This window comes from Streptomyces sp. Wb2n-11, from assembly GCF_001049855.1.
Lineage (GTDB): Bacteria > Actinomycetota > Actinomycetes > Streptomycetales > Streptomycetaceae > Streptomyces > Streptomyces altiplanensis.
Genome location: NZ_CVPB01000001.1, coordinates 2,925,818 through 2,950,256, shown reverse-complemented (window position 1 = coordinate 2,950,256; position 24,439 = coordinate 2,925,818). Strand labels below are relative to the sequence as shown.

The 24,439-nt window shown below is 68.4% G+C and carries 25 protein-coding genes and 1 pseudogene; 22 read left to right on the top strand and 4 right to left on the bottom strand.

Annotated elements, in window-relative coordinates; genetic code table 11:
* Positions 1-17: 17 nt before the first annotated feature.
* From secE to BN1555_RS13155, 12 genes and pseudogenes are all read left to right on the top strand, one after another.
* Complete coding sequence (secE, locus tag BN1555_RS13215) at positions 18-305, top strand: preprotein translocase subunit SecE (RefSeq protein WP_093799570.1); 288 nt, start codon at positions 18-20, stop codon at positions 303-305.
* Between the two features lie 74 nt (positions 306-379).
* Positions 380-1,258 carry a transcription termination/antitermination protein NusG gene (nusG, locus tag BN1555_RS13210; protein WP_093799569.1) on the top strand — a complete coding sequence of 293 codons (879 nt, stop codon included), beginning with the start codon at positions 380-382 and terminating at the stop codon, positions 1,256-1,258.
* A gap of 161 nt (positions 1,259-1,419) precedes the next feature.
* Complete coding sequence (rplK, locus tag BN1555_RS13205; protein ID WP_028812391.1) at positions 1,420-1,854, top strand: 50S ribosomal protein L11; 435 nt, start codon at positions 1,420-1,422, stop codon at positions 1,852-1,854.
* Between the two features lie 79 nt (positions 1,855-1,933).
* Positions 1,934-2,656 carry a 50S ribosomal protein L1 gene (gene rplA / locus BN1555_RS13200; protein ID WP_093799568.1) on the top strand — a complete coding sequence of 241 codons (723 nt, stop codon included), beginning with the start codon at positions 1,934-1,936 and terminating at the stop codon, positions 2,654-2,656.
* 318 nt (positions 2,657-2,974) lie between these two features.
* Positions 2,975-3,505 (top strand): 50S ribosomal protein L10, encoded by a 531-nt coding sequence (gene rplJ / locus BN1555_RS13195; protein WP_028812389.1) that lies wholly within the window; start codon positions 2,975-2,977, stop codon positions 3,503-3,505.
* A 110-nt stretch (positions 3,506-3,615) separates the two neighbouring features.
* Positions 3,616-3,999, top strand: a complete 384-nt coding sequence (gene rplL / locus BN1555_RS13190; RefSeq protein WP_093799567.1) for a 50S ribosomal protein L7/L12 — start codon at positions 3,616-3,618, stop codon at positions 3,997-3,999.
* Between the two features lie 549 nt (positions 4,000-4,548).
* Positions 4,549-8,031, top strand: a complete 3,483-nt coding sequence (gene rpoB / locus BN1555_RS13180) for a DNA-directed RNA polymerase subunit beta (RefSeq protein ID WP_093799566.1) — start codon at positions 4,549-4,551, stop codon at positions 8,029-8,031.
* A 98-nt stretch (positions 8,032-8,129) separates the two neighbouring features.
* Positions 8,130-12,028 (top strand): annotated as a pseudogene (locus BN1555_RS13175) (DNA-directed RNA polymerase subunit beta').
* 216 nt (positions 12,029-12,244) lie between these two features.
* Positions 12,245-12,646, top strand: coding sequence for a hypothetical protein (locus BN1555_RS13170; protein WP_093799565.1), 402 nt, complete (start codon positions 12,245-12,247; stop codon positions 12,644-12,646).
* 105 nt (positions 12,647-12,751) lie between these two features.
* Positions 12,752-13,342 carry a phage tail tube protein gene (locus BN1555_RS13165; protein ID WP_093799564.1) on the top strand — a complete coding sequence of 197 codons (591 nt, stop codon included), beginning with the start codon at positions 12,752-12,754 and terminating at the stop codon, positions 13,340-13,342.
* 124 nt (positions 13,343-13,466) lie between these two features.
* Complete coding sequence (locus BN1555_RS13160; protein ID WP_093799563.1) at positions 13,467-13,757, top strand: hypothetical protein; 291 nt, start codon at positions 13,467-13,469, stop codon at positions 13,755-13,757.
* 95 nt (positions 13,758-13,852) lie between these two features.
* The gene (locus tag BN1555_RS13155; protein ID WP_093799562.1) at positions 13,853-14,155 is read left to right on the top strand and encodes a hypothetical protein; all 303 of its coding nucleotides are present in this window, start codon (positions 13,853-13,855) and stop codon (positions 14,153-14,155) included.
* Positions 14,156-14,216: 61 nt separating this feature from the next.
* Here the strand turns inward: BN1555_RS13155 and BN1555_RS13150 are convergent, their stop codons facing one another.
* Entirely contained in the window at positions 14,217-14,636 is a 420-nt protein-coding gene (locus BN1555_RS13150; RefSeq protein ID WP_093799561.1) for a hypothetical protein, read from the bottom strand.
* Positions 14,637-14,682: 46 nt separating this feature from the next.
* Between BN1555_RS13150 and BN1555_RS13145 the strand changes: the two genes are divergently transcribed.
* The 10 genes from BN1555_RS13145 (at position 14,683) to BN1555_RS40300 (ending at position 22,859) form a co-directional block, all read left to right on the top strand.
* Positions 14,683-15,408 (top strand): hypothetical protein, encoded by a 726-nt coding sequence (locus BN1555_RS13145; RefSeq protein WP_141662846.1) that lies wholly within the window; start codon positions 14,683-14,685, stop codon positions 15,406-15,408.
* 64 nt (positions 15,409-15,472) lie between these two features.
* Complete coding sequence (locus BN1555_RS13140) at positions 15,473-16,543, top strand: hypothetical protein (protein ID WP_093799559.1); 1,071 nt, start codon at positions 15,473-15,475, stop codon at positions 16,541-16,543.
* A gap of 6 nt (positions 16,544-16,549) precedes the next feature.
* Complete coding sequence (locus tag BN1555_RS13135; protein WP_093799558.1) at positions 16,550-17,395, top strand: hypothetical protein; 846 nt, start codon at positions 16,550-16,552, stop codon at positions 17,393-17,395.
* On the top strand, positions 17,382-19,757 hold the full coding sequence (locus BN1555_RS13130; RefSeq protein WP_093799557.1) for a hypothetical protein: 2,376 nt from the start codon (positions 17,382-17,384) through the stop codon (positions 19,755-19,757). Before BN1555_RS13135 ends, BN1555_RS13130 begins: the two co-directional genes overlap by 14 nt.
* Positions 19,754-20,041 carry a hypothetical protein gene (locus BN1555_RS13125; RefSeq protein ID WP_093799556.1) on the top strand — a complete coding sequence of 96 codons (288 nt, stop codon included), beginning with the start codon at positions 19,754-19,756 and terminating at the stop codon, positions 20,039-20,041. Before BN1555_RS13130 ends, BN1555_RS13125 begins: the two co-directional genes overlap by 4 nt.
* Before the next feature lie 82 nt (positions 20,042-20,123).
* Positions 20,124-20,765 carry a hypothetical protein gene (locus tag BN1555_RS13120; protein ID WP_093799555.1) on the top strand — a complete coding sequence of 214 codons (642 nt, stop codon included), beginning with the start codon at positions 20,124-20,126 and terminating at the stop codon, positions 20,763-20,765.
* A 121-nt stretch (positions 20,766-20,886) separates the two neighbouring features.
* Entirely contained in the window at positions 20,887-21,747 is an 861-nt protein-coding gene (locus tag BN1555_RS13115; protein WP_093799554.1) for a peptidoglycan-binding protein, read from the top strand.
* A gap of 76 nt (positions 21,748-21,823) precedes the next feature.
* Positions 21,824-22,075, top strand: coding sequence for a hypothetical protein (locus BN1555_RS13110; protein ID WP_093799553.1), 252 nt, complete (start codon positions 21,824-21,826; stop codon positions 22,073-22,075).
* Complete coding sequence (locus tag BN1555_RS13105) at positions 22,072-22,329, top strand: hypothetical protein (RefSeq protein WP_093799552.1); 258 nt, start codon at positions 22,072-22,074, stop codon at positions 22,327-22,329. Before BN1555_RS13110 ends, BN1555_RS13105 begins: the two co-directional genes overlap by 4 nt.
* 191 nt (positions 22,330-22,520) lie before the next feature.
* A complete protein-coding gene (locus tag BN1555_RS40300) occupies positions 22,521-22,859 on the top strand; it encodes a hypothetical protein (protein ID WP_255306019.1) in 339 nt (112 codons plus the stop codon).
* Positions 22,860-23,047: 188 nt separating this feature from the next.
* On the opposite strand, the gene BN1555_RS13095 is transcribed toward BN1555_RS40300, so the two are convergent.
* From BN1555_RS13095 to BN1555_RS13085, 3 genes are read right to left on the bottom strand one after another with little or no spacing between them, the layout of a single operon-like run.
* Positions 23,048-23,239 (bottom strand): hypothetical protein, encoded by a 192-nt coding sequence (locus BN1555_RS13095; protein WP_093799551.1) that lies wholly within the window; start codon positions 23,237-23,239, stop codon positions 23,048-23,050.
* Positions 23,236-23,988 (bottom strand): hypothetical protein, encoded by a 753-nt coding sequence (locus BN1555_RS13090; RefSeq protein ID WP_093799550.1) that lies wholly within the window; start codon positions 23,986-23,988, stop codon positions 23,236-23,238. Before BN1555_RS13090 ends, BN1555_RS13095 begins: the two co-directional genes overlap by 4 nt.
* Positions 23,988-24,278, bottom strand: coding sequence for a WhiB family transcriptional regulator (locus BN1555_RS13085; protein ID WP_093799549.1), 291 nt, complete (start codon positions 24,276-24,278; stop codon positions 23,988-23,990). The genes BN1555_RS13090 and BN1555_RS13085 overlap by 1 nt, the downstream gene beginning before the upstream one ends.
* Positions 24,279-24,439 lie beyond the last annotated feature (161 nt).

The following is a 24,439-nucleotide window of genomic DNA, read 5'->3' as shown; positions in this document are numbered from 1 at the left end:
GGAATCAGGTGAGTAGCGTGACGGACGCCGTGGGCTCCATCGACATGCCTGATGCCCAGGACGAGACGCCGGATTCCAAGAAGAAGTCCCGCAAGGGCGGCAAGCGCGGCAAGAAGGGCCCCCTGGGCCGTCTCGCGCTCTTCTACCGCCAGATCGTCGCCGAGCTGCGCAAGGTCGTGTGGCCCACCCGCAGCCAGCTGACGACGTACACCACCGTGGTGATTATCTTCGTCGTCGTCATGATCGGCATCGTGACCGTGATCGACATGGGCTTCGCCCGAGCCGTCAAGTACGTTTTCGGCTGATCCCGCGTAGGGCGCCCTTCCCGGCGCCCCTTTCGCACGTTCCACCCATTTGTATCCAGGAAGAAGCAGCCACCGTGTCTGACCCGAACCTGAACGACGCCGTTGAGCCGAGCGAAAGCGCGGAGTCCGCTGAGGACCAGCTCGACATCGTCGAGGCGGCCGACGAGGACCAGGCGGAAGCTGCTGACGCGGCTGCGGGCGAGTCGGCGGAAGAGTCCGCCGTGAGCGCCGAGGACGACGAGGACATCGCGGAGGAAGCCGCCGAGGCGGACGACGCCGAGGAAGAGGCCGACGCCGAGGAAGAGGCCGACGCCGAGGAAGAGGCCGCGGAGCCGGTCGACCCGATCGCCGCCCTCCGCGAGGAGCTCCGCACCCTGCCCGGCGAGTGGTACGTCATCCACACGTACGCCGGGTACGAGAAGCGCGTGAAGGCGAACCTGGAGCAGCGCGCGGTGTCGCTGAACGTCGAGGAGTTCATCTACCAGGCGGAAGTGCCCGAGGAAGAGATCGTCCAGATCAAGAACGGCGAGCGCAAGAACGTCCGCCAGAACAAGCTTCCCGGTTACGTCCTGGTCCGCATGGACCTCACCAACGAGTCCTGGGGCGTCGTCCGCAACACCCCCGGTGTCACCGGCTTCGTCGGCAACGCCTACGACCCGTACCCGCTGACGCTGGACGAGATCGTCAAGATGCTCGCCCCGGAGGCCGAGGAGAAGGCCGCCCGCGAGGCAGCCGAGGCCGAGGGCAAGCCGGCGCCCAGCCGCAAGATGGAGGTCCAGGTTCTGGACTTCGAGGTGGGCGACTCGGTCACGGTCACCGACGGCCCCTTCGCGACCCTCCAGGCGACGATCAACGAGATCAACGCCGACTCGAAGAAGGTCAAGGGCCTCGTCGAGATCTTCGGTCGCGAGACCCCGGTCGAGCTCAGCTTCGACCAGATCCAGAAGAACTGACCCTTTCTGGACACCCGCTTCCGACCAGGTCAGACCGGCTCTCGCAGCTGGTCTGACCTGCTCGGTTTTTAGCCGCACCTCGATACCCGTTATCGTTGTGCGGTATGCCTCCGTCCGGTGATCGGATGGCAGGAAACTCTCACTAGGACCCGGAGAGAGCAATGCCTCCCAAGAAGAAGAAGGTCACGGGGCTCATCAAGCTCCAGATCAACGCCGGCGCGGCCAACCCGGCTCCGCCGGTCGGCCCCGCGCTGGGCCAGCACGGCGTCAACATCATGGAGTTCTGCAAGGCCTACAACGCCGCGACCGAGTCGCAGCGTGGCATGGTCGTGCCGGTGGAGATCACGGTCTACGAGGACCGCTCCTTCACCTTCGTGACGAAGACCCCTCCGGCCGCCAAGCTGATCCTCAAGGCCGCGGGCGTGGACAAGGGATCGGGCGAGCCCCACAAGACCAAGGTCGCGAAGCTCACCGCCGCTCAGGTGCGCGAGATCTCGACGGTCAAGCTCCCCGACCTGAACGCCAACGACCTCGAGGCCGCGGACAAGATCATCGCCGGCACCGCCCGTTCCATGGGCATCACGGTCGAGGGCTGAAAGTCCCCGTAGCACCTCAGTGGTAGGGCCAAGCGCTGGTCCGCACCACGACTCCACCCTCCATACCCCAGGAGCAGAAGTGAAGCGCAGCAAGAACTTCCGCAGCGCGGACGCGAAGATCGACCGGGAGCGCCTGTACGCCCCGCTCGAGGCCGTCCGTCTCGCCAAGGACACCTCCACCACGAAGTTCGACGGCACCGTCGAGGTCGCCATGCGTCTGGGCGTCGACCCGCGCAAGGCCGACCAGATGGTCCGCGGCACCGTGAACCTGCCGCACGGCACCGGCAAGACCGCCCGGGTCCTGGTCTTCGCGACCGGTGACCGTGCTGCGGCCGCGGAAGCCGCCGGCGCCGACATCGTCGGCTCCGACGAGCTCATCGACGAGGTCGCGAAGGGCCGTCTGGACTTCGACGCCGTCGTCGCCACCCCGGACCTCATGGGCAAGGTCGGCCGCCTCGGCCGTGTGCTCGGTCCGCGTGGTCTGATGCCGAACCCGAAGACCGGAACGGTCACCCCGGACGTGGCGAAGGCTGTCACGGACATCAAGGGCGGCAAGATCGAGTTCCGCGTCGACAAGCACTCGAACCTGCACTTCATCATCGGCAAGGTCTCCTTCGACGAGACGAAGCTGGTCGAGAACTACGCCGCGGCGCTGGAGGAGATCCTCCGTCTCAAGCCGTCCGCCGCGAAGGGCCGCTACATCAAGAAGGCCGCCCTCGCCACGACGATGGGTCCCGGCATCCCGCTGGACCCGAACCGCACCCGTAACCTCCTCGTCGAGGAGGACCCGGCAGCTGTCTGACCGGGTCGGGCCTGACGGCCCGCCGAGTGGCTCAGTCGGGCCCCGCACCTCCTCCGGGAGACGCGGGGCCCGATTTGCTTGTGGGTAACCCGTTCGCGTAGTCTTCCCCAGAAGCCAAAGACCGCTGGTCGTTGCCGTGCCTTGCGAAAGGTGCGGTGGCCGAAGGATCCGCTAGGTGCGGACGACCTGCGCAGGTGTCGTGGAAAGCTCCCGGGATCGTTCCGGTCGAGCTCAGCCCCGTGCGCCTGCGCCGGGGCGTTTCGTTTTGCCCAGCCCCTTCTGAGCGGTCCTCATCACCCGGAAGGAGGCCGACGCTCTATGGCAAGGCCCGACAAGGCTGCCGCGGTAGCCGAGCTCGCGGACCAGTTCCGTAGCTCGAACGCCGCCGTGCTGACCGAGTACCGGGGTCTCACCGTGACGCAGCTCAAGACGCTGCGTCGTTCGCTCGGTGAGAACGCCCAGTACGCCGTGGTGAAGAACACGCTGACCAAGATCGCGGCCAACGAGGCCGGGATCAACACGCTGGACGACCTGTTCGCAGGTCCGACGGCGGTTGCCTTCATCACCGGTGACCCGGTGGAGTCGGCGAAGGGTCTTCGTGACTTCGCCAAGGAGAACCCGAACCTGATCATCAAGGGCGGTGTCCTTGACGGCAAGGCGCTGTCCGCCGATGAGATCAAGAAGCTTGCGGACCTCGAGTCCCGCGAGGTTCTGCTCGCCAAGCTGGCGGGCGCCATGAAGGGCAAGCAGTCCCAGACTGCCTCGCTGTTCAAGGCGCTTCCCTCGAAGTTCGTCCGCACCGCGGAGGCGCTTCGTGCCAAGCAGGCCGAGCAGGGCGGTGCCGAGTAATTCGGCTCGCTTTCTGACCGACGCCGTCTAGGCGCCGGTCGCAGCGGGCCGGAAGTACGCCCGCCTCACATGTACATCGGCACCAGCCGAATTAGTGGAAGGACGCCATCATGGCGAAGCTCGCCCAGGAAGACCTGCTCGCGCAGTTCGAGGAGATGACCCTCATCGAGCTCTCCGAGTTCGTGAAGGCCTTCGAGGAGAAGTTCGACGTCACCGCCGCCGCCGCGGTCGCCGCCGTCGCCCCGGGTGCCCCCGGCGCCCCCGCCGAGGCCGCTGAGGAGCAGGACGAGTTCGACGTCATCCTCACCGGTGCCGGCGACAAGAAGATCCAGGTCATCAAGGTCGTGCGTGAGCTGACCTCGCTGGGTCTGAAGGAGGCCAAGGACCTCGTCGACGGCGCTCCGAAGCCGGTCCTCGAGAAGGTCACCAAGGAGGCCGCCGAGAAGGCTGCCGAGTCCCTCAAGGGCGCGGGCGCGGCCGTCGAGGTCAAGTGACCTCGTTGAGTCTCTGACTCAGCTGCTCTCGTCCTAAGGGCGACCACCCGTTCGGGTGGTCGCCCTTAGGCGTTTCCGGGGCGCCGTTCTTGCCCTCGGCGCTGTGGCGAGTATCGTGATCTTCGCCGTACGCCTCGCGGTGTCCAGGTGCTGTGCGGCGCCGTGGCCGGCGTCCGCCCCTTCCGGAGGGGCGGGGGGCCTTGACGAACTGCACGAGGCGCGCAATTCTCAGGACGCGTTGTCATACCGATCCGGATCCGAGGCATGGATCGGCGACGTAGAGGGCAGTATCGATATGCGCATACAGCGCATGGTTTTCCGCAGGAGTTGAGTACAGCGAGGGTCTCAAAGAACCCGCTCTGGACATCAGTGAGCCGAGTGGCTACACTGACCCTTTGCGCTGCCTGTTAGCTGCCTCCTGCCCGTCACCAGGGGCATGCCCACGCTCGAGCATCGATGACCGACTTCCCTGACCAGGGATATCTGCCGCTGTGCCAGCTTGGGACCGGTACGCGCGTAGTGAGTCCGAGCCCTCGGAAGGACCCCCTCTTGGCCGCCTCGCGCAACGCCTCGACCTCCAATACGAACAACGGCGCCAGCACCGCCCCGCTGCGCATCTCCTTTGCAAAGATCAAGGAGCCTCTCGAGGTTCCCAACCTCCTCGCGCTGCAGACCGAGAGCTTTGACTGGCTGCTCGGCAATGCCGCTTGGAAGGGTCGCGTCGAGGCCGCTCTCGAGAGCGGACAGGACGTCCCCACCAAGTCTGGTCTGGAAGAGATCTTCGAGGAGATCTCGCCGATCGAAGACTTCTCCGGGTCGATGTCGCTGACGTTCCGCGACCACCGCTTCGAGCCTCCGAAGAACTCGATCGACGAGTGCAAGGAGCGCGACTTCACGTTCGCGGCTCCCCTCTTCGTCACCGCGGAGTTCACCAACAACGAGACCGGCGAGATCAAGTCCCAGACGGTCTTCATGGGCGACTTCCCGCTCATGACGAACAAGGGCACCTTCGTCATCAACGGCACCGAGCGTGTCGTGGTGTCGCAGCTGGTCCGCTCGCCGGGTGTCTACTTCGACTCCTCCATCGACAAGACGTCCGACAAGGACATCTTCTCGGCCAAGATCATCCCGTCCCGGGGTGCCTGGCTGGAGATGGAGATCGACAAGCGCGACATGGTCGGTGTCCGCATCGACCGCAAGCGCAAGCAGTCCGTCACCGTCCTCCTCAAGGCTCTCGGCTGGACCACCGAGCAGATCCTCGAGGAGTTCGGCGAGTACGAGTCCATGCGCGCCACCCTGGAGAAGGACCACACCCAGGGCCAGGACGACGCGCTGCTCGACATCTACCGCAAGCTGCGCCCGGGCGAGCCGCCCACGCGCGAGGCTGCTCAGACGCTGCTCGAGAACCTCTACTTCAACCCCAAGCGCTACGACCTCGCGAAGGTCGGCCGCTACAAGGTGAACAAGAAGCTCGGCGCCGATGAGCCGCTGAACGCCGGCGTCCTCACCAGCAAGGACATCATCGCCACCATCAAGTACCTGGTCCGGCTGCACGCCGGCGAGGTCGAGACGGTCGGCGAGTCGGGTCGCAGCATCGTCGTCGAGACCGACGACATCGACCACTTCGGCAACCGTCGTCTGCGCAACGTCGGCGAGCTCATCCAGAACCAGGTCCGCACGGGTCTGGCTCGTATGGAGCGCGTCGTGCGCGAGCGCATGACGACTCAGGACGTCGAGGCGATCACGCCTCAGACCCTGATCAACATCCGGCCGGTCGTTGCCTCCATCAAGGAGTTCTTCGGCACCAGCCAGCTGTCGCAGTTCATGGACCAGAACAACCCGCTGTCGGGTCTCACCCACAAGCGCCGTCTGTCGGCTCTTGGCCCGGGTGGTCTCTCCCGTGAGCGGGCCGGCTTCGAGGTCCGTGACGTGCACCCGTCCCACTACGGCCGCATGTGCCCGATCGAGACTCCCGAAGGCCCGAACATCGGTCTGATCGGTTCGCTCGCCTCGTACGGCCGTGTCAACGCGTTCGGCTTCGTCGAGACGCCGTACCGCAAGGTCGTCGACGGTGTCGTCACCGACGACGTCGACTACCTGACCGCCGATGAGGAAGACCGCTTCGTCATCGCGCAGGCCAACGCGACGCTGGGTGAGGACATGCGCTTCACCGAGTCGCGCGTGCTCGTCCGCCGTCGTGGCGGCGAGATCGACTACATCCCCGGCGACGACGTCGACTACATGGACGTCTCGCCGCGCCAGATGGTGTCGGTCGCCACCGCGATGATCCCGTTCCTCGAGCACGACGACGCCAACCGCGCGCTCATGGGCGCGAACATGATGCGTCAGGCCGTGCCGCTGATCACGTCCGAGGCGCCGCTCGTCGGCACCGGCATGGAGTACCGCTGCGCGGTCGACGCCGGTGACGTCATCAAGGCGGAGAAGGACGGTGTGGTCCAGGAGGTCTCCGCGGACTACGTCACCGTCACCAACGACGACGGCACGTACACCACGTACCGGATCGCCAAGTTCTCCCGCTCGAACCAGGGCACCTCGGTCAACCAGAAGGTTGTCGTGGACGAGGGCGCCCGCGTCGTCGAGGGCCAGGTCCTCGCCGACGGTCCGGCCACCCAGCAGGGTGAGATGGCGCTCGGCAAGAACCTCCTCGTGGCGTTCATGCCGTGGGAGGGCCACAACTACGAAGACGCGATCATCCTCAGCCAGCGTCTGGTGCAGGACGACGTCCTCTCCTCGATCCACATCGAGGAGCACGAGGTCGACGCCCGTGACACCAAGCTCGGCCCGGAGGAGATCACCCGGGACATCCCGAACGTCTCCGAAGAGGTCCTCGCGGACCTCGACGAGCGCGGCATCATCCGTATCGGTGCCGAGGTCGTCGCCGGTGACATCCTCGTCGGCAAGGTCACGCCCAAGGGCGAGACCGAGCTGACGCCGGAGGAGCGCCTGCTGCGCGCGATCTTCGGCGAGAAGGCGCGCGAGGTGCGCGACACCTCGCTGAAGGTCCCGCACGGCGAGGTCGGCAAGATCATCGGCGTCCGCGTCTTCGACCGCGAAGAGGGCGACGAGCTGCCGCCGGGCGTGAACCAGCTGGTCCGCGTCTACGTCGCGCAGAAGCGCAAGATCACCGATGGTGACAAGCTCGCCGGCCGTCACGGCAACAAGGGCGTCATCTCGAAGATCCTGCCGATCGAGGACATGCCGTTCCTGGAGGACGGCACCCCGGTCGACATCATCCTCAACCCGCTGGGTGTCCCGTCCCGAATGAACCCGGGACAGGTCCTCGAGATCCACCTGGGCTGGCTCGCCAGCCAGGGCTGGAAGGTCGAGGGCAGCGAGGACTGGATGGAGCGTCTGAAGGCCATCGGCGCCGACGAGGTCGCCCCCGGCACCAACGTCGCCACGCCGGTCTTCGACGGTGCGCGCGAGGACGAGATCTCCGGTCTCTTCGAGTCCACGATCCCGAACCGCGACGGCAACCGGATGGTCCTTCCGTCCGGCAAGGCCCACCTGTTCGACGGCCGCTCCGGCGAGCCGTTCCCGGACCCGGTCTCGGTCGGGTACATGTACATCCTCAAGCTCCACCACCTGGTCGACGACAAGCTCCACGCCCGTTCGACCGGTCCGTACTCCATGATCACCCAGCAGCCGCTGGGTGGTAAGGCCCAGTTCGGTGGCCAGCGCTTCGGTGAGATGGAGGTGTGGGCGCTCGAGGCTTACGGCGCCGCTTACGCCCTCCAGGAACTGCTGACCATCAAGTCCGACGACGTCACCGGCCGCGTGAAGGTCTACGAGGCCATCGTCAAGGGCGAGAACATTCCTGAGCCCGGCATCCCCGAGTCCTTCAAGGTGCTCATCAAGGAGATGCAGTCCCTGTGCCTCAACGTGGAGGTGCTGTCCTCGGACGGCATGTCCATCGAGATGCGCGACACCGACGAGGACGTCTTCCGCGCTGCGGAAGAGCTCGGTATCGACCTGTCCCGGCGCGAGCCGAGCAGCGTCGAAGAGGTCTGACGGGTTGGCCGGCCGCTGCTTCACCGCAGCGGCCGGCTCTCCCCGGACCCGTTCAGACCATGATTGACTCTCGACCCCGAAAGAGGGATTGACGACAAGTGCTCGACGTCAACTTCTTCGACGAGCTGCGGATCGGCCTCGCCACCGCGGACGACATCCGGACCTGGTCGCACGGCGAAGTGAAGAAGCCGGAGACCATCAACTACCGCACGCTCAAGCCCGAGAAGGACGGACTCTTCTGCGAGAAGATCTTCGGCCCGACCCGGGACTGGGAGTGCTACTGCGGCAAGTACAAGCGTGTCCGCTTCAAGGGCATCATCTGCGAGCGCTGCGGCGTCGAGGTCACTCGCGCCAAGGTGCGTCGTGAGCGGATGGGCCACATTGAGCTGGCCGCCCCTGTCACGCACATCTGGTACTTCAAGGGCGTTCCTTCGCGCCTCGGCTACCTGCTCGACCTCGCGCCGAAGGACCTCGAGAAGGTCATCTACTTCGCCGCGTACATGATCACGTTCGTGGACGAGGAGCGCCGCACGCGCGACCTGCCGTCGCTGGAGGCGCACGTCTCCGTGGAGCGTCAGCAGATCGAGAACCGCCGCGACGCCGACCTCGAAGCCCGTGCCAAGAAGCTCGAGACCGACCTGGCCGAGCTCGAGGCCGAGGGCGCCAAGGCCGACGTGCGCCGCAAGGTGCGCGAAGGCGCCGAGCGTGAGATGAAGCAGCTGCGCGACCGTGCGCAGCGCGAGATCGACCGTCTCGACGAGGTGTGGAGCCGCTTCAAGAACCTCAAGGTCCAGGACCTCGAGGGCGACGAGCTGCTCTACCGCGAGCTGCGCGACCGCTTCGGCACGTACTTCGACGGCTCGATGGGCGCCGCTGCTCTGCAGAAGCGCCTGGAGTCCTTCGACCTGGACGAAGAGGCCGAGAAGCTCCGCGAGATCATCCGTACCGGCAAGGGCCAGAAGAAGACCCGTGCGCTCAAGCGCCTCAAGGTCGTCTCGGCGTTCCTGCAGACCAGCAACAGCCCCAAGGGCATGGTGCTGGACTGCGTCCCGGTCATCCCGCCGGACCTGCGTCCGATGGTGCAGCTGGACGGTGGCCGCTTCGCGACCTCCGACCTGAACGACCTGTACCGCCGCGTGATCAACCGTAACAACCGCCTCAAGCGTCTCCTTGACCTCGGTGCCCCGAGATCATCGTGAACAACGAGAAGCGCATGCTTCAGGAGGCCGTCGACGCGCTCTTCGACAACGGCCGTCGTGGTCGCCCGGTCACGGGCCCCGGCAACCGTCCGCTGAAGTCGCTGTCCGACATGCTCAAGGGCAAGCAGGGTCGCTTCCGTCAGAACCTTCTCGGCAAGCGTGTGGACTACTCCGCGCGTTCCGTGATCGTCGTCGGCCCGCAGCTCAAGCTGCACCAGTGCGGTCTGCCCAAGGCCATGGCGCTGGAGCTCTTCAAGCCGTTCGTGATGAAGCGCCTGGTCGACCTGAACCACGCGCAGAACATCAAGTCGGCGAAGCGCATGGTCGAGCGCGGCCGCACGGTCGTGTACGACGTCCTGGAAGAGGTCATCGCCGAGCACCCGGTTCTGCTGAACCGTGCGCCGACGCTGCACCGCCTCGGCATCCAGGCCTTCGAGCCGCAGCTGGTCGAGGGCAAGGCCATCCAGATCCACCCGCTCGTCTGCACCGCGTTCAACGCGGACTTCGACGGTGACCAGATGGCCGTGCACCTGCCGCTCTCCGCGGAGGCGCAGGCCGAGGCCCGCATCCTGATGCTGTCCTCGAACAACATCCTGAAGCCGGCCGACGGTCGTCCCGTCACCATGCCGACCCAGGACATGGTTCTCGGTCTCTTCTTCCTCACGACCGACGAGGAAGAACGCAAGGTCATCGGCGCGGGCCGCTCCTTCGGCTCCACCGCCGAGGCGACCATGGCGTTCGACAACCGCGAGCTCTCGCTCCAGGCGAAGGTCGACATCCGCTTCCCGGTGGGCACCATCCCGCCGCGTGGCTGGGTGCCGCCGGTCGCCGAGGAGGGCGAGCAGGAGTACCAGCAGGGCGACAGCTTCCGGCTGCGTACGACCCTGGGCCGCGCGCTCTTCAACGAGCTGCTGCCCGAGGACTACCCGTTCGTCGACTACTCGGTGGGCAAGAAGCAGCTCTCCGAGATCGTCAACGACCTGGCGGAGCGCTACCCCAAGGTCATCGTGGCGGCGACGCTCGACAACCTGAAGGCGGCCGGCTTCCACTGGGCGACCCGTTCGGGCGTCACCGTGGCCATCTCCGACGTCGTCGTGCCCGAGGCCAAGAAGGCCATCGTCAAGGGCTACGAGGCACAGGACGAGAAGGTCCAGAAGCAGTACGAGCGCGGTCTCATCACCAAGGAAGAGCGCACTCAGGAGCTCATCGCGATCTGGACCAAGGCGACCAACGAGGTTGCCGAGGCGATGAACGCGAACTTCCCCAAGACGAACCCCATCTTCATGATGGTTGACTCGGGTGCCCGAGGAAACATGATGCAGATGCGCCAGATCGCCGGTATGCGTGGTCTGGTGTCGAACGCCAAGAACGAGACCATCCCGCGGCCCATCAAGGCGTCGTTCCGTGAGGGTCTGTCCGTGCTGGAGTACTTCATCTCCACCCACGGTGCCCGTAAGGGTCTGGCCGACACCGCCCTGCGTACCGCCGACTCGGGTTACCTGACCCGTCGTCTGGTGGACGTCTCGCAGGACGTGATCATCCGCGAGGAGGACTGCGGCACCGACCGCGGCCTCAAGCTGAAGATCGCGGAGAAGGGTGCCGACGGCATCCTCCGCAAGACCGACGACGTCGAGACGAGCGTGTACGCGCGCATGCTCGCCGAGGACGTCGTCATCGACGGCAAGGTCATCGCGCCGGCCAACGTCGACCTCGGTGACGTGCTCATCGACCAGCTGGTCATGCACGGCGTCGAGGAGGTCAAGACCCGCTCGGTCCTGACCTGCGAGTCCGCGGTCGGCACCTGTGCCTTCTGCTACGGCCGCTCGCTGGCCACCGGCAAGCTGGTCGACATCGGTGAGGCGGTCGGCATCATCGCCGCCCAGTCCATCGGTGAGCCCGGCACGCAGCTGACGATGCGTACCTTCCACACCGGTGGTGTGGCCGGTGACGACATCACCCAGGGTCTGCCCCGTGTCGTCGAGCTCTTCGAGGCCCGTACGCCCAAGGGTGTCGCCCCGATCTCGGAGGCGGCCGGCCGCATCCGCATCGAGGAGACCGAGAAGACCAAGAAGATCGTCGTCACCCCGGACGACGGCAGCGACGAGACGGCGTTCCCGATCTCGAAGCGGGCCCGTCTGCTGGTGGGCGAGGGCGACCACGTCGAGGTGGGCCAGAAGCTCACCGTGGGTGCCACCAACCCGCACGACGTGCTGCGGATCCTCGGTCAGCGCGCGGTCCAGGTGCACCTGGTCGGCGAGGTCCAGAAGGTCTACAACAGCCAGGGTGTGTCGATCCACGACAAGCACATCGAGATCATCATCCGGCAGATGCTCCGCCGCGTGACGATCATCGAGTCGGGCGACGCCGAGCTGCTTCCGGGCGAGCTCGTCGAGCGCGGCCGCTTCGAGGGCGAGAACCGTCGTGTGGTCACGGAAGGCGGCCACCCGGCCTCCGGCCGTCCGCAGCTGATGGGTATCACCAAGGCCTCGCTGGCGACCGAGTCGTGGCTGTCGGCGGCGTCCTTCCAGGAGACGACCAGGGTTCTGACGGACGCGGCGATCAACGCCAAGTCCGACTCCCTGATCGGCCTCAAGGAGAACGTCATCATCGGTAAGCTCATCCCGGCCGGTACGGGCCTGTCCCGCTACCGCAACATCCGGGTCGAGCCGACCGAGGAGGCCAAGGCCGCGATGTACTCGGCCGTCGGCTACGACGACATCGACTACTCGCCGTTCGGCACCGGCTCCGGCCAGGCCGTTCCGCTGGAGGACTACGACTACGGTCCGTACAACCAGTAAGAGCGCGTGTCTGTACGTCCACAGGGCGGTCACCCTTCACGGGGTGGCCGCCCTGCGGCGTTTCCTGGACCGGTTCTCGTACTGAGTTGCGAAGTCCGCCTCCATGGATCACAGTTGGGGCAGCGGCAGAGCTGCGCCCGGGACCCCCGGGCGGCGGACCTGCCGCTTCGTGTTTTCCGCAGCAGCGCAGCACAGGCCCCCGAAGGGAGTGTCCATGTGAGTCCCCTCGCCTTCCCGGACGCGGAACGGCTCGTCGTCGATCACCTCAAGAACCGGCCGGAGTTGGCCGGGACGGTGGTCGACAACAAGCCCCCGGCCGGTTTCGACGGCACCCAGAAGGCCGTCCTCGTCTCCCGCGTCGGCGGCGCGTGGGTGGATGATCTCCACCTCGACCAGCCGCTGATCGACCTGGAGGTGTACGGGCCGGACAAGACGGCGGCGCACACGGTCGCGCTGGCGGCCCGTACCGCGGTTCTCACCCTGACCGGTACCACGTACGGCGGGGCGGCGGTCACCGATGTCGCCGAGGCGGACGGGCCGCGCTGGCTGCCCGACTACAACCGGCCCGCCGGCAACCGCTACCTCTCGACCGTCCGGATCTCCGTCCGGCCCGCTTGACCCGACCATTCTTCCTCGCAGGCCCCGCCACCGGCGGGGCCTTCGTCATTTCCGTACACCGGCGCGACGGTATCCGCCGCCGCGCCACCCATCCAAGGAGCAGACATGGCAGGCAACAACGGCAGTCAGATCCGCGTCGCCGGAACCGGCCGGATCCTCGTCGCGAAGGCCGGGACGACCGGTCCGGCCGCTCCGGCCCACACCGGTGACGAGTGGGCGGCCGGCTGGACCGAGCTGGGCTACACCACCACCGACGGCATCAAGTTCAACAAGAAGGACAAGATCGACCCGGTCGACACCTGGCAGTCGGTGAGCCCGGCGCGGTTCATCTACTCGGACCGCGATCTGACGGTGAAGTTCCAGCTGCTCCAGCTGAACAAGGACACGCTGTCGTTCTTCATGGGGGGCGACGCCGTCACCCCGGTGACCGCCACCGGTGTCACCGACACGTACCAGTACAAGCTTGCCGCCGAGCCGAAGCAGGACGAGCGTCAGCTCGGCATCGAGTTCAAGGACGGTGCGGACGTCACGTACCGCTTCATCATCCCGCGCGGCCAGGTCACCGAGACCGAGGAGATCGGGCTGTCCCGTACGGGCGCGCTGAAGCTCGGTGTCACCTTCACGGCGCTGGCCGCCGAGAACAGCTCGACCCTGGCCACGTGGATCATGAAGGACAAGGCCTTCGGCGCTGTGTAAGGCCCGGTGACGGCGGCGGGGGCCCGTTCCGCGGGTCCCCGCCGCTCCTCCCGTGCCCTCGGGCACGCTCCCACGTTCCGTTCCGCTTCCGCACCCTGCACCCCTTCCGCAAAGGAGCCCTTTCATGTCCGGCTTCAACGTCAACGCCGCTCGCGCCCAGCGCCTCGAAGCGCTCGGCCGCGCCTGGACCTTCGAGCTCGACGACGACGTCTTCGAGCTGCCGACCGAGCTGACCCGGGCGACCGCCCGCAAGCTGCGCGACCTCGACGACAACGACGTCGACGGTCTGCTGCGGCTGCTGCTCGGCGAGAAGCAGTACGCGCGCTTCGACCACCACGAGATCACCATGCAGGACATCGCCGCCATCCTGGAGGCGTACGGCAAGGAGACCGGGCTCGGCCTGGGGGAAGACTGAGCCTCGGTGCGTTCGTCGATGAACACGCCGAGGCCCTCGAGGCGGACCTGCTCCGCCATTACGGCCTCGATCTGCTCGACTGGCACCGCGGTCTGATGACCTCCAGACGGCTCTCGGTGCTGCTCAAGCACCTGCCGCGGGACAGTGCGGTGGCGCGGGAACTGCACGGGGAGGCGGCCGAGTGGTCGGTCTCCGACTATCTGCTGGCCACGACGGTGGACCAGCTGGCCGAAGCGAACTGGATGTTCGCCACCGTGAATCAGGACGAGGACGCGGAGCGCCTCGACTTTCCGGCGCCGGTGCCGCGTCCGGGCGCTGAGCCCGCTGCCGAAGCGCCGGCGGTGGAGCCGGAAGCACCGGGGCCGGGTCCGGCCCAGCTGGTGTCGTTCTTCGGGTGACGGCGCTCACCCGGCTCGCCCCCCTGCGCCGGCGTCGCGAGCTCCATGTGTGTTCGCTCGCTCAGCCGAAGCCCCTCGCGCCGGCAAACACCACACAGCCTGCCTGAACCACTGCCCAGGTACCGGTGCTGACCGGGGACCAGGGCAGCAGGCGTCGCAGTTCGGCCTGCGTACGGGACAGGCCCGGGAATGCGGGGTCGAAGACGACCGGGAGGGGCTCTCCTTTTTCGCCCGTCAGCCCGAAGTCGTCCGACTTCGCTGTCCGGAAGTGCAGCCCGTTCTTGTGGTCCCGGTAGCTGTAGGAGAGCGAAAAGGAACCGTTCAGGTAGTACGAGGAACGGTATGTCCCCGCTGTTTTGGCCCCCCTCTTCTTCAGGCGCAGATGCGCGTAGAGGCGTGTTGCGGCGAAGGGGAATATGGCTGCCGTGGGGGCGACGAGTATTACGTAGGAGATCCAGGGCGGGAAATCGAGATACGTCATGCGAACTCCATCGGGGATCGACATGCCATAAGGAAAGGGAGGACTGGTGGCTACTCCGACACCGGCACCGGCACCCAAGGAAGAGGCGTGGGTTCGCCCCTTCTGGATGAACAAGAACGATATCGAGCACCAGAAGGCACTGTATCGCGACCTTCAGCACTCGGTCACGCTGATCAAGTACGAACTCGGCGGCCTGGCCTTGGGGTTGACGTTCGTCAAGGCGGATTTCACCCTCCTCAAGGCGGACGAGAAGGGCATAACGCTGCGCGGACGTCAGGTCGTCACGTTCCCCTGGGCGGACCAGAAGAAGTCCCTGCAGGAGCGCATCGACCGGGTCAACAAAAAGGTCAGCGAAGATCAGGAGGTCATAAATAAGAAGATTGACCGTCTGGAATCCATCAAGGGAAGGGTGGAGGAGGGCGGGGGCAACGCGCGTGAATTGCGGGATCAGGCCGGATCGGGGGGGCGGGCGAACGCCGCACGAAAAGTCATGGATATTCGCTTCGCCATGGGACGGGAAGTGCATCGGGCGGAGATGCTCGAGAAGAAGGTCGACCGGAAGGTGGCGAAGATCGAGGGGCGTGCCGAAAAGCTCACGAAACTCGAAGCGCGCATGGAAGTGATCAAGAAAGAGGAAGAGGACCTCAAAAAGGCCGGGAGAGAAGCGAACGAGAACGCCAGGGCTGCCAAGACCGCCGTCGGTCAGCTCCGCAGCGACCTGCGGAGCACGCTGAGCCAGGTCGTAGGGATTTCCAGGGCGCTCAGCGGCTGATGAGGGACGTGTCCGGGGTGCGGACCGTCGGTGTCCGCAGAACTAGGGAAAGGCAGGAGCGGGGATGTCACTCGCCGGAAGTCTGAGAACAGCCGGCTCTGCCATGCAGGGCTTCAACCGGATCGTGGCCGGTGGAACGACGCCACTGACCCGTCTCAAGTCGGCGGTAGGGCAGGGAAACTCCGCCCTCAACACCATCCGCGGCGGTGCGGACCGGGCAGGCGCCGCCATCGGGAAGCTGCGCACTTCCACCACACAGGGCGACACCGCGGTGGGCAAGCTGCGCACGGGGCTGCGCACCGCCAACACCTCGTTGGGCACCGCCAAGGGCGGGGCCGACAAGCTCAAGGGTGCGCTGGACAGGCTCAAGGGGTCGGCGGACAAGGCCAAGACCGCGCTCCAGGGGGTGAAGCAGCAGTCCGACGCCGTCGAGAAGTCCGTCGGGAGGGCCGGCAAGAACGCCGACAAAGCAGGAAAGACCATGGGAGGCGGGCTCACCAAGGGGCTCAAGGGAGCGAGCCTGGCGCAGAAGGGGCTCAACCTGGCCATGGCGGCCAGTCCGTTCGGCCTGATCATGACACTGCTCGCGCCGCTGATCCTTCAGTTCGTGAAGGTCGACAAGATCGTCGCGGTCGTACAGAAGGGGTTCAAGGCGGGAATGAAGGCCATCTCGTCCGCGACCTCCGCCGCGATGAAGGCGATCGGACCCGTCCTGCGCGGTATCGGCAACATGCTGCTCACTCCGTTCCGCGGCTTCGCCAGTGCGGTCAACGTGGTCATCGGCGCGCTGAACGGGTTCAAGGTCAGCATCCCCAGCTGGGTGCCCAAGTTCGGTGGCAAGTCGTTCTCCATCAACCTGCCGAAGATCCCGGTCCCGCACCTCGCCAAGGGCGGTGTCGTACCGGCACGCAACGGCGGAACGCTGGCGCTGATCGGTGAGGGCGGGGAGTCCGAGGCGGTCATCCCGCTGAGCAAGCTCGACCGGATGATGAGCCCCGGTGCGAACCGTGCGCAGATCGCACGCCTCGCCGAAGCCGTCGAGCGTCTCGCCGACCGTCCCGTCCACGTCCAGGTGGACTCCCAGACCATCGCCCGCGCCGTCCTCGTCGGGCAGCGCCAGCTCGCCCGGAGGTAGGCAGACATGGCAAGGAACCTCTGGATCGGCAAGCCCGGTCTGCTGCGGGAGATCTCGCAGGCCGCGAAGAGCTGGGACCGCAGCCCCGACCTCAACGTGTCCGAGTTCCGTTCGCTGGAGGGACACGTGACGCTCGTCGCCCCGCCCAGGACCACCCGTCGGATGAAGCTCGCCTTCGAGTGGCTGGAACCCGAGGACGCCCAGCACCTGGTGCGGCTCGCCCGCAGGATCAGCGGGCCGGGAATGCTCGGGCAGAACGTGTACGCCGGCGGCTCGGTGGTCGTACTCGACCCGGCTTCGGTCAACCTGCTCGACCCGCTCCAGGCGGCCGGGCAGAGCCGGGACGTGAGGGGCGGTGACCACTGGTTCACGGTGGCCGGCGACATGACGCTGCGGCCCTCCGTCGGTGACGTCTTCACCGGAGACTGCCGGGACGTCGCCAGTGCCATCGGCTGGGTGCACGGCACCTGGACCGGCTGGCCCGTGGCGCCGGGCATGAACGTGTCGTGGATGGTCCCGCCGGAGTGGGACCCCGCGCTGTGCACCGCCCAGCTCGACTGGAAGGCGGTGGACGGGTCGTACCTGTCGACCGTTTCGGCCACCGGCGGTGTCGTCTCCGGCACCGCTCCGGCCGGCGCCGTCTTCGTCACCCCGGTCGGCCGGCCCGGGAAGACCGGCGCCACCGCGCTGGCCGGCGCCTGCCTCACCATCGGCGAGGCGCCGGTCGGCTACGCGCTCGGCGACGGGTGCCCGCCCATGGCGGTCACCGGCCTGACCGACACGCCGTCCCCCCGGCTGCCGTACCGGAACATCGGAATCGATCTCGTGGAGGTGCGCGGTGCAGCCAACTGACGAGAGCCTGGACGCCGCACTCGCCGCCCCGGAGCGGGCCCCCGCCCACTCGACCCGTCTCGGCGGCCGGGAGCTCGGCGCCCAGATCCAGTCGTGGAAGGTGGAGCGGGCGTACAACACCGACCTGCCCGAGGCGATGCGCGCCGTGTCGGGCAGCGCCTCGGCGCAGCTGGAGATGCTGCTCGGAGGGGCCGGCGGCGAACACGCGCCGCGCCTGTACTCGGCCTGGGCCGACCGGGCCACCGGTGACGTGGTGCGCCCCGGACAGTCGGTCGTGCACTCCGCCGGGATTGCGGACCGGACGCTTCCCACGTTCCGTGGAACGGTCCGGTCCCGGTCGGCCGCGTCGGGCAGCGACAGTGTGACCATCCAGGCCCTGGACGGCGCCGAGCGGCTGCGCGGCCCGGCCTCGCTGCCGCGCCCGTACCAGGGCTTCTACTACGGCCGTCCGGTCGCCACGGCGACCTGGTGCGTCGACGAACTGCTGCGCCAGGGCGGCATCCACACCTGCCCGCCGCCGCGGGCGCCCCTGGCCGACGACAGGGACCTGGCACCGTTCACGGTCCTGTACGCCTCGCTGCACGGTGGCTTCAACGCGACGTACGGGCAGCCGGAGGTGCTGCCCGTCAGCTCGTCCTACCGGTGGATCCGGGACGGCGCACCGTTCGAGATGGCGCTGATGCCGGAGCAGGCCGGGCTGCGGGCGTCCTGGATGCCGCGATCACGGTTCGTGCTGCCCGGCAAGGTGTTCCAGGTCGAGTGCTGGGTCAACACGGCGCTGGCCAAGGACAGCGTGATCGAGATGAAGGCCGTCTTCGACCGCAGCGGCGGCGCCGCCGGCTACATCAGCGGCAAGTTCGACATCTCGACGGGGACAGTCCAGATCTTCTCCGGGACGGTCGACGGCGGCTCCTGGTACTTCAGCTGGGGGTTCCCCAAGCTGGCGGCCCTGCGGGGCGGCTGGCACCTGGGGTTCACGGTGGACACCCGGGGGACCGGAGCCACCGTGCTGCCGACGGTGCAGCCGCGACTCACCGCGCCCGACGGTTCCTACCACGTCGGTGGTACGGGGACGTTCACCGAGGCCGCCGGCGCCCACCCGCATTCCGAGCTCCAGCAGATCGACCTGGTCACGGACATGGCGGTGGAGTGTCTCCAGGTCACCGACCGGGCGTGGACGGACACCGCTTCCTACCCGCGTGCGGAGTGGGAGCAGAAGGACCAGTGGCGCAAGGGCGCGGAGCTCGACGAGGCCGCGCTGCCGCTGTACGACATCCCCAAGGTCTCGGGATCGCAGTGGGACGCGATCACGGAGATCGCCCGCGCGTCCATGTCCACGGCCGAGTTCGACGAGCAGGGCGTCTTCCACTGGCGCGGTCCGTCACGGTTCAACAAGGTGCCGGCGGCCCCGGACACCACCGTCACCACCGTCCGGGACATCTCCTCGCTCACCGTCAGCGAGGAGATCGACGCCTGCCGCAACCACTGCGAGCAGCCGTACCAGGACTGGGCGGGCATCGGACTCGCCCACGGTACGGTGCAGACCGACACCCGGATCAGGGAGATCAAGCCCGGAGTGCCGGAGGAGGTCTCGTATGCGATCGCGGACGACGAGAGCGATATCGGGCCGCTGACGATCGTGGACGACACGTCCGCGTCGATCGCCACCCACCGGGTGCGGTTCGGCAGCGCGGCGACGGGTGGTACGGCGGTAAAGGGCCGGGTCACGGTCAGCTCCCGCCGGGAGGGGCCGGCGTACATCGTCCGGTTCACGAACACCGGGACAACGAGTGTGTGGACGGTCACCAAGGACGGCAAGCCCTCGGTGCAGATCGACCCGCTCAAGCGGTCGGCGGACCCCGCGCAGCGCGTGTGGGCACGCTGGAGCCCGACGAGCCAGCAGTACTACGGCAAGCAGCAGTACCTCGCGCCCGCGTCGGAATGGGTGCAGTCCGCGAACACGGCGTACACCCTGGCACAGACCATGCTCGACGCCGGGCGGTATCCGGTGCCGGTGCTGGGCGAGGTCGAGGTGCTGCACGACCCGCGGCTCCAGCTGGGCGATGTGGTGAGGGTCGTGGACACGGCCGGCGCGAGGCTGGACACCCTCGCGTGGGTGGTCGGGATACGCACCACGTATACGGCGGGGTCGGCTCCGCAGCAGACCCTGACGCTGCGCGGGACCGGCTACAACGGGGTTCCGGCCGACGAGGGCCTGGTCCCGGACGCGCCGCTGGATCCGGCGTACGGGCGACTGCGCACGTACCAGATGGTGACGGCACAGTACGCGCAGCTCGCCGACCTGACGGCGGAGCAGATCACGTACCGGACGCTGGTGGAGACGCTGGGAGGTGTGGCGTGACCCGGGCCGACGCGAGGGGGACCGAGATCCCCGTACTCGACGCGGCGGCGGTGGAGGACACCGCCGCCGCACTCGTCCCCGGGCCGGAGGTGGTGCTCATGGCTGCCGACGGTGAGGGGGACGCGTTGCCGGGCCCCGGGGAACCGGCGCGGCCCGGGGGCGATCCTTCGCATCCGTCGCCGGACGCGCCCGCGCCCGTTCCGGTGCCCATCGACGATCCGGTCTCGCGGGAGGACGACGGCGGCATGCCGCCGGACACCCTGCCGCCCCCCCTCGGCGGCTGATCCCTCCGCCGCCTCCGACCGTTGGCCGGCGCCCTGCGGGGCGCCGGCCCTTTTCGTACCCGTATCCCAGGAGGGCCCTGTCATGGTCCAGCTCACCCCGCTCAGCAATCTGCCCTACCCGCAGCCCACCGACGCGGCCAACGTGCCCCAGCACCTCCAGTCCCTCGCCGAGGCACTGGACGGGCGGACGGTGCTGCGGGTCGCCAACACCACCAGCCTGTCCTCGATCGCCACGCCGGTGACGGGGATGCTGGCCTGGGTCACCACCCCGGGCCGGTACTACTACTACACCGGCAGTTACTGGCACCCGGCCACTCCGAGCCCGGTCCTGAAGCTCAATCCGGTGGCCGGTACGACGGCGTCCGCGTCGTACGTCGAAGCCCTGACAGGATCCACCGGCGACACGATGGCGGCGGCCTTCACCGCCCCGCCGTCCGGCACGGTCCTCGTGACGATCGGTGCCCGGATCAGCAGCAGCGTTGCCACCGGGGCCGGTTACATGTCGATGACCGTCAAACAGGGCACGACGATCACCTTGGCCACGGCCGACACCCGCGCAGCGCTCTTCGGCGGAAACATGCAGTGCTCCGCGTCGACCCAGTTCCAGGTCAGCGGGCTGAGCGGCGGTGTCGCGTACACCGCCACGCCCGCGTACCGGTCCTCGGCGACGACCAGCACGGCCACGTTCGCCCACCGGTTCCTGCGGGTGGACCCGGTGTTCTGACCGGACCTTCGCGCGTGTTCCCTGCTCGTTCCGCGTTCCCCGGTCCCGGCCCGCCGTGCCCACGGCGGGCCGGGACCGTTTTTCACCCTGCGGCCCCTGATCCCGACCCGAGGAGGACCCGATGGCGGCACCCCTGTCCGCCGACGCCTTCGCCCGCGCACTGCGCGCCGAGGGCGTGCGCATCACCGAACACACCGGCTGGGACACCTACAACCGCAACCACAAGGGTCCCTGGGGGCCGGTCCACGGAGTGATGCTCCACCACACCGCCGGCTCCAGCAGCGTCGGCTTCTGCCGCCGGGGCGTGCCGGACCTGCCGGGTCCCCTGTGCGTCGGCGTCGTCGCCAAGGACGGCACCGTGCACCTGGTCGGCTACGGCCGTACCAACCACGCAGGGAACGGCAGTAGCGCCGTACTGGCCGCCGTACGCGTGGAACGTGCGGTCCCCTCCCCGGGGCCTGACGCGGTCGACGGCAATGCCCGCTTCTACGGCTTCGAGATCGAGAATCTCGGCAACGGCCGCGATCCGTACCCGGCGGCCCAACTGGACGCCGTGGAACGCCTCTCCGCCGCTGTGTGCCGCGCGCACGGCTGGTCCGGGGCGAGCGTGATCGGCCACAAGGAGTGGACCCGGCGCAAGATCGACCCGTCGTTCTCCATGGACGGGATGCGCGGCCGGATCGACAAGCGCCTCGGCGGCCGTCCGTCCGGGCCGTCGGCACCGCCCACGCCGGCGTACGCGCCGTTCCCGGGCGGTGCCTTCTTCGTGCCGGGCCACCGCGATCCCCTGTTCACGGCCGTCGGCGAGCGGCTGGTGGCCGAGGGGTGCGGCCGGTACTCCGTCGGCCCCGGGCCGGTGTGGGGTGCCGCGGACCGCGCGTCGTACGCGGCCTGGCAGCGCAAGCTCGGCTATCGCGGCGCCGGCGCCGACGGAACCCCGGGCCGTGCGAGCTGGGACCGGCTCCGGGTCCCCCGGACCTGAGGCCGACGGGAGCGGGTCCGGTGGGTGTGGTCCCGCCGGGCCCGAGGAGGACGACCAAGAGAAGGGGTGTCCGACCATGACCGAGACGACGCGACGGGCGCTCCGCACGTTCGCGCAGGCGGGCTGCGCGCTGCTCGCGGCGGCTCCGCTGCTGGCCGAGGAGCCGGCCGTACGGGACGTGCCCGTGCTGGCCGGCGCCGCGGCACTGGCGGCGGCGTTCAGCCGCGTGATGTCCGCGCCCGCGGTGCAGCGGTGGCTGCCGCCGTGGCTGCGGCGGACGGCGGCACCGCGAGCGCCGTCCGCGCAAGGAGAGGAGGGCCGCGGATGATGCGGGAGTACGAGGAGAGAGGCGTGGTCGTGGAACTGGAGCGACTGCGGCGTTCGGTGGACGTCGGGTTCGCCACCACGCGCGGTGATCTGGCGCTGTTGCTGCAACGTGCCGACCAGACCGACAAGGTGCTCGGCGAGCACGAGGAACGGCTCGACGCGCTGGAGCGCACGCGCTGGCCGCTGCCTTCACTGGCCGCGCTGACGTCGTGTGCGGCGCTCGCCGTGACGCTGTGGCAGGCGGCGGTGCGCTGACCCGGAAGGCCGAAGGCGACGATCGCGCGAGCGCGCAATTAGCTTGTCCGCGTTCGCAATTTGAGGTGTGTGGTGCCTGTGAGGTGCCGCACGCCTCGGCGTCCCTGCGTTACGCTGCCTTGCGTCGAACTCACATTCGAGAAGGTGGCGATTCTGGAGCGCGGGCGCCTAAGTGGTGAAGGGGAGGCGTGATGGTCAGCAGTCCGGGAGAACGGCTTGCCGATGTGGTGGCCGCTGCTGTGGAGGTGGCGGCCGAAGCGGGGGAGGCGGGCACGTACACCGGGGAGGTGGCTCGCGCGTTGGCGGCGGTCGTGAACAAGGTCGCCGTGCGGGCGACCATCGACGCGGAGGTCCGCGGGTTCACGAGCGGCTGGCGCGAGGCGATGGACCTGGTGTCCGGCGACGACACCGGAACGGTCCGGATCCTGCGGCTCCCCGAACCACCCGGCGTCGCCCCGGAGGCACCCGCGCCCTCCCCGGGCCGGGGTTCGGGCGACGGACCGGACGGCAGTCAGGAGGACGGCCGCTGAAGCGAGCCGGCCGGAAACGGCCGGCCGGCGGCCGTGCCGGGTCCTGAAAGGCGTCCGCTGAACGGACCAGGGGCAGGCCGGGAGCCGGGACGCCGCCCGAATCGTACGAGCGGGCTCAGCGAGGACGAGGCGGCCGCACCCCGACGGGGTGCGGCCGCCTCGTTTTCCGCGTTCGGGGCCGGGCGCGGTCAGGAACGCCGGCGCGTGGCGCGTTCCGCGGCGAAGACGTCCTCCAGACGGAACAGCTGTGCGCGGCCCTGCCGTCCGGCCGGCGCGAGGTGGCCCAGCTGGACCCACTTGCGGATGGTCGCAGGCGCCACGGCGACCTCCTGCGCGGCGAGCAAGCCGGTGATCAGAGGCTGCTGGGTGGAGGTGCTCACCGGTACGCACCTCCGCGCACCGAAGCCGGCGCCCGCTCGTCGAGCGCCACGCCGATCTCCGCCAGGTCGCCGCCGTTCGCCGCCAGCGCCGACCAGGCGTCCTCGTGCCACAGGTGCCGGAAGGCCAGGTCCGTACGGCAGTCGCAGTCCGTCCTGGAGCACCGGCACGCGGGGTTCACGCAGAGCACGGCCCGCCGGGCCGGAAAGGCGCGCAGCGAGACCGAGGCGCACCAGGGGCAGCGCCCGCCGACCCGGACCATCGCCTCGGTGTCGCCGAGCGCGCGCCCGCAGCGCCGGGCCATCCGGCGCAGCTCGTCCCTGACATGGGCCGCCAGCACGGGCTCCGCGGCGATCCGGCCGAGCAGGGCGCGGATGCGGGTGAGCCGCTGGGGGACGGTGGCGCGGCGGGGCCGGCCGAGGCCGAGCTTGTCGTGCACCGCCTCGTCGAGTTCGGCCACCCCGTCGCTGATGTCGCGCAGCGCGTCGGAGACATGGAGCCGCAGCGGGGCTGCGGAGTGGCCGGGGGCGGTGAGGCCGTGGGTCCGCTCGACGGCGAGCGCGTCACGGCGCTCCTCGCGGATGCGGGCGTCACGGGCGGCGAGTTCGGCGGCGGTGGGCTCGGGGCGGTCGCCGGACCGGCTCCGGGGGCCGGGGGACAGTTCGACGAGCAGCTCCGGGAACTGACGGACCAGCAGGTCGAGCCAGAGAGCGGCGTCCTTGGCGGCGGGTGTCGGGGTGGTGGGTGCCATCAGCTTTCCCCTCGGTGCTTGGCAGTGTGCTGGGCGCGGGTGACCGGGCGGCCGTTGCGCCAGAGGCGTCCGGCGCTCACGCCGTCGAACCAGTTGTCGGCGGGGGCCACGGTCTCCTCGCAGCGGCGCAGGACAGGGCAGCGCGCACACGCGCGCAGGGCCGGTGCCGCATCCCTCTCCCGGCGGGCGAAGACGATCTGCGGAGGCATCCCGGAGCACGCGGCGGCGGAGCGCCACCACGTCGACCGCGGGTCGCGCTCGTCGTCCGGCGGCGGGGTCGATGAGGTCATGGCGGCACGATGGCATGTTGCGAGCGAGCGCGCAACAAAAATGAAGCAGCCCTGGCTTAAATTGCCTCGGCTCGGTCAAAAACCCTCACAAAAACGTGTTTGCGGGGGGATTAATTCTGTGCGCGCGAGAGCGCTAGGGTGGTGCTCTGCTTCGGAGGGAG

Coding starts and splice junctions, on each gene's coding strand:
- rplK (WP_028812391.1), top strand. CDS start 1,420: ATGCCTCCCAAGAAGAAGAAGGTCACGGGGCTCATCAAGCTCCAGATC.
- rplJ (WP_028812389.1), top strand. CDS start 2,975: ATGGCAAGGCCCGACAAGGCTGCCGCGGTAGCCGAGCTCGCGGACCAG.
- rplL (WP_093799567.1), top strand. CDS start 3,616: ATGGCGAAGCTCGCCCAGGAAGACCTGCTCGCGCAGTTCGAGGAGATG.
- BN1555_RS13165 (WP_093799564.1), top strand. CDS start 12,752: ATGGCAGGCAACAACGGCAGTCAGATCCGCGTCGCCGGAACCGGCCGG.
- BN1555_RS13160 (WP_093799563.1), top strand. CDS start 13,467: ATGTCCGGCTTCAACGTCAACGCCGCTCGCGCCCAGCGCCTCGAAGCG.
- BN1555_RS13155 (WP_093799562.1), top strand. CDS start 13,853: ATGACCTCCAGACGGCTCTCGGTGCTGCTCAAGCACCTGCCGCGGGAC.
- BN1555_RS13150 (WP_093799561.1), bottom strand. CDS start 14,636: ATGACGTATCTCGATTTCCCGCCCTGGATCTCCTACGTAATACTCGTC.
- BN1555_RS13140 (WP_093799559.1), top strand. CDS start 15,473: ATGTCACTCGCCGGAAGTCTGAGAACAGCCGGCTCTGCCATGCAGGGC.
- BN1555_RS13135 (WP_093799558.1), top strand. CDS start 16,550: ATGGCAAGGAACCTCTGGATCGGCAAGCCCGGTCTGCTGCGGGAGATC.
- BN1555_RS13120 (WP_093799555.1), top strand. CDS start 20,124: ATGGTCCAGCTCACCCCGCTCAGCAATCTGCCCTACCCGCAGCCCACC.
- BN1555_RS13115 (WP_093799554.1), top strand. CDS start 20,887: ATGGCGGCACCCCTGTCCGCCGACGCCTTCGCCCGCGCACTGCGCGCC.
- BN1555_RS13110 (WP_093799553.1), top strand. CDS start 21,824: ATGACCGAGACGACGCGACGGGCGCTCCGCACGTTCGCGCAGGCGGGC.
- BN1555_RS13105 (WP_093799552.1), top strand. CDS start 22,072: ATGATGCGGGAGTACGAGGAGAGAGGCGTGGTCGTGGAACTGGAGCGA.
- BN1555_RS40300 (WP_255306019.1), top strand. CDS start 22,521: ATGGTCAGCAGTCCGGGAGAACGGCTTGCCGATGTGGTGGCCGCTGCT.
- BN1555_RS13090 (WP_093799550.1), bottom strand. CDS start 23,988: ATGGCACCCACCACCCCGACACCCGCCGCCAAGGACGCCGCTCTCTGG.
- BN1555_RS13085 (WP_093799549.1), bottom strand. CDS start 24,278: ATGACCTCATCGACCCCGCCGCCGGACGACGAGCGCGACCCGCGGTCG.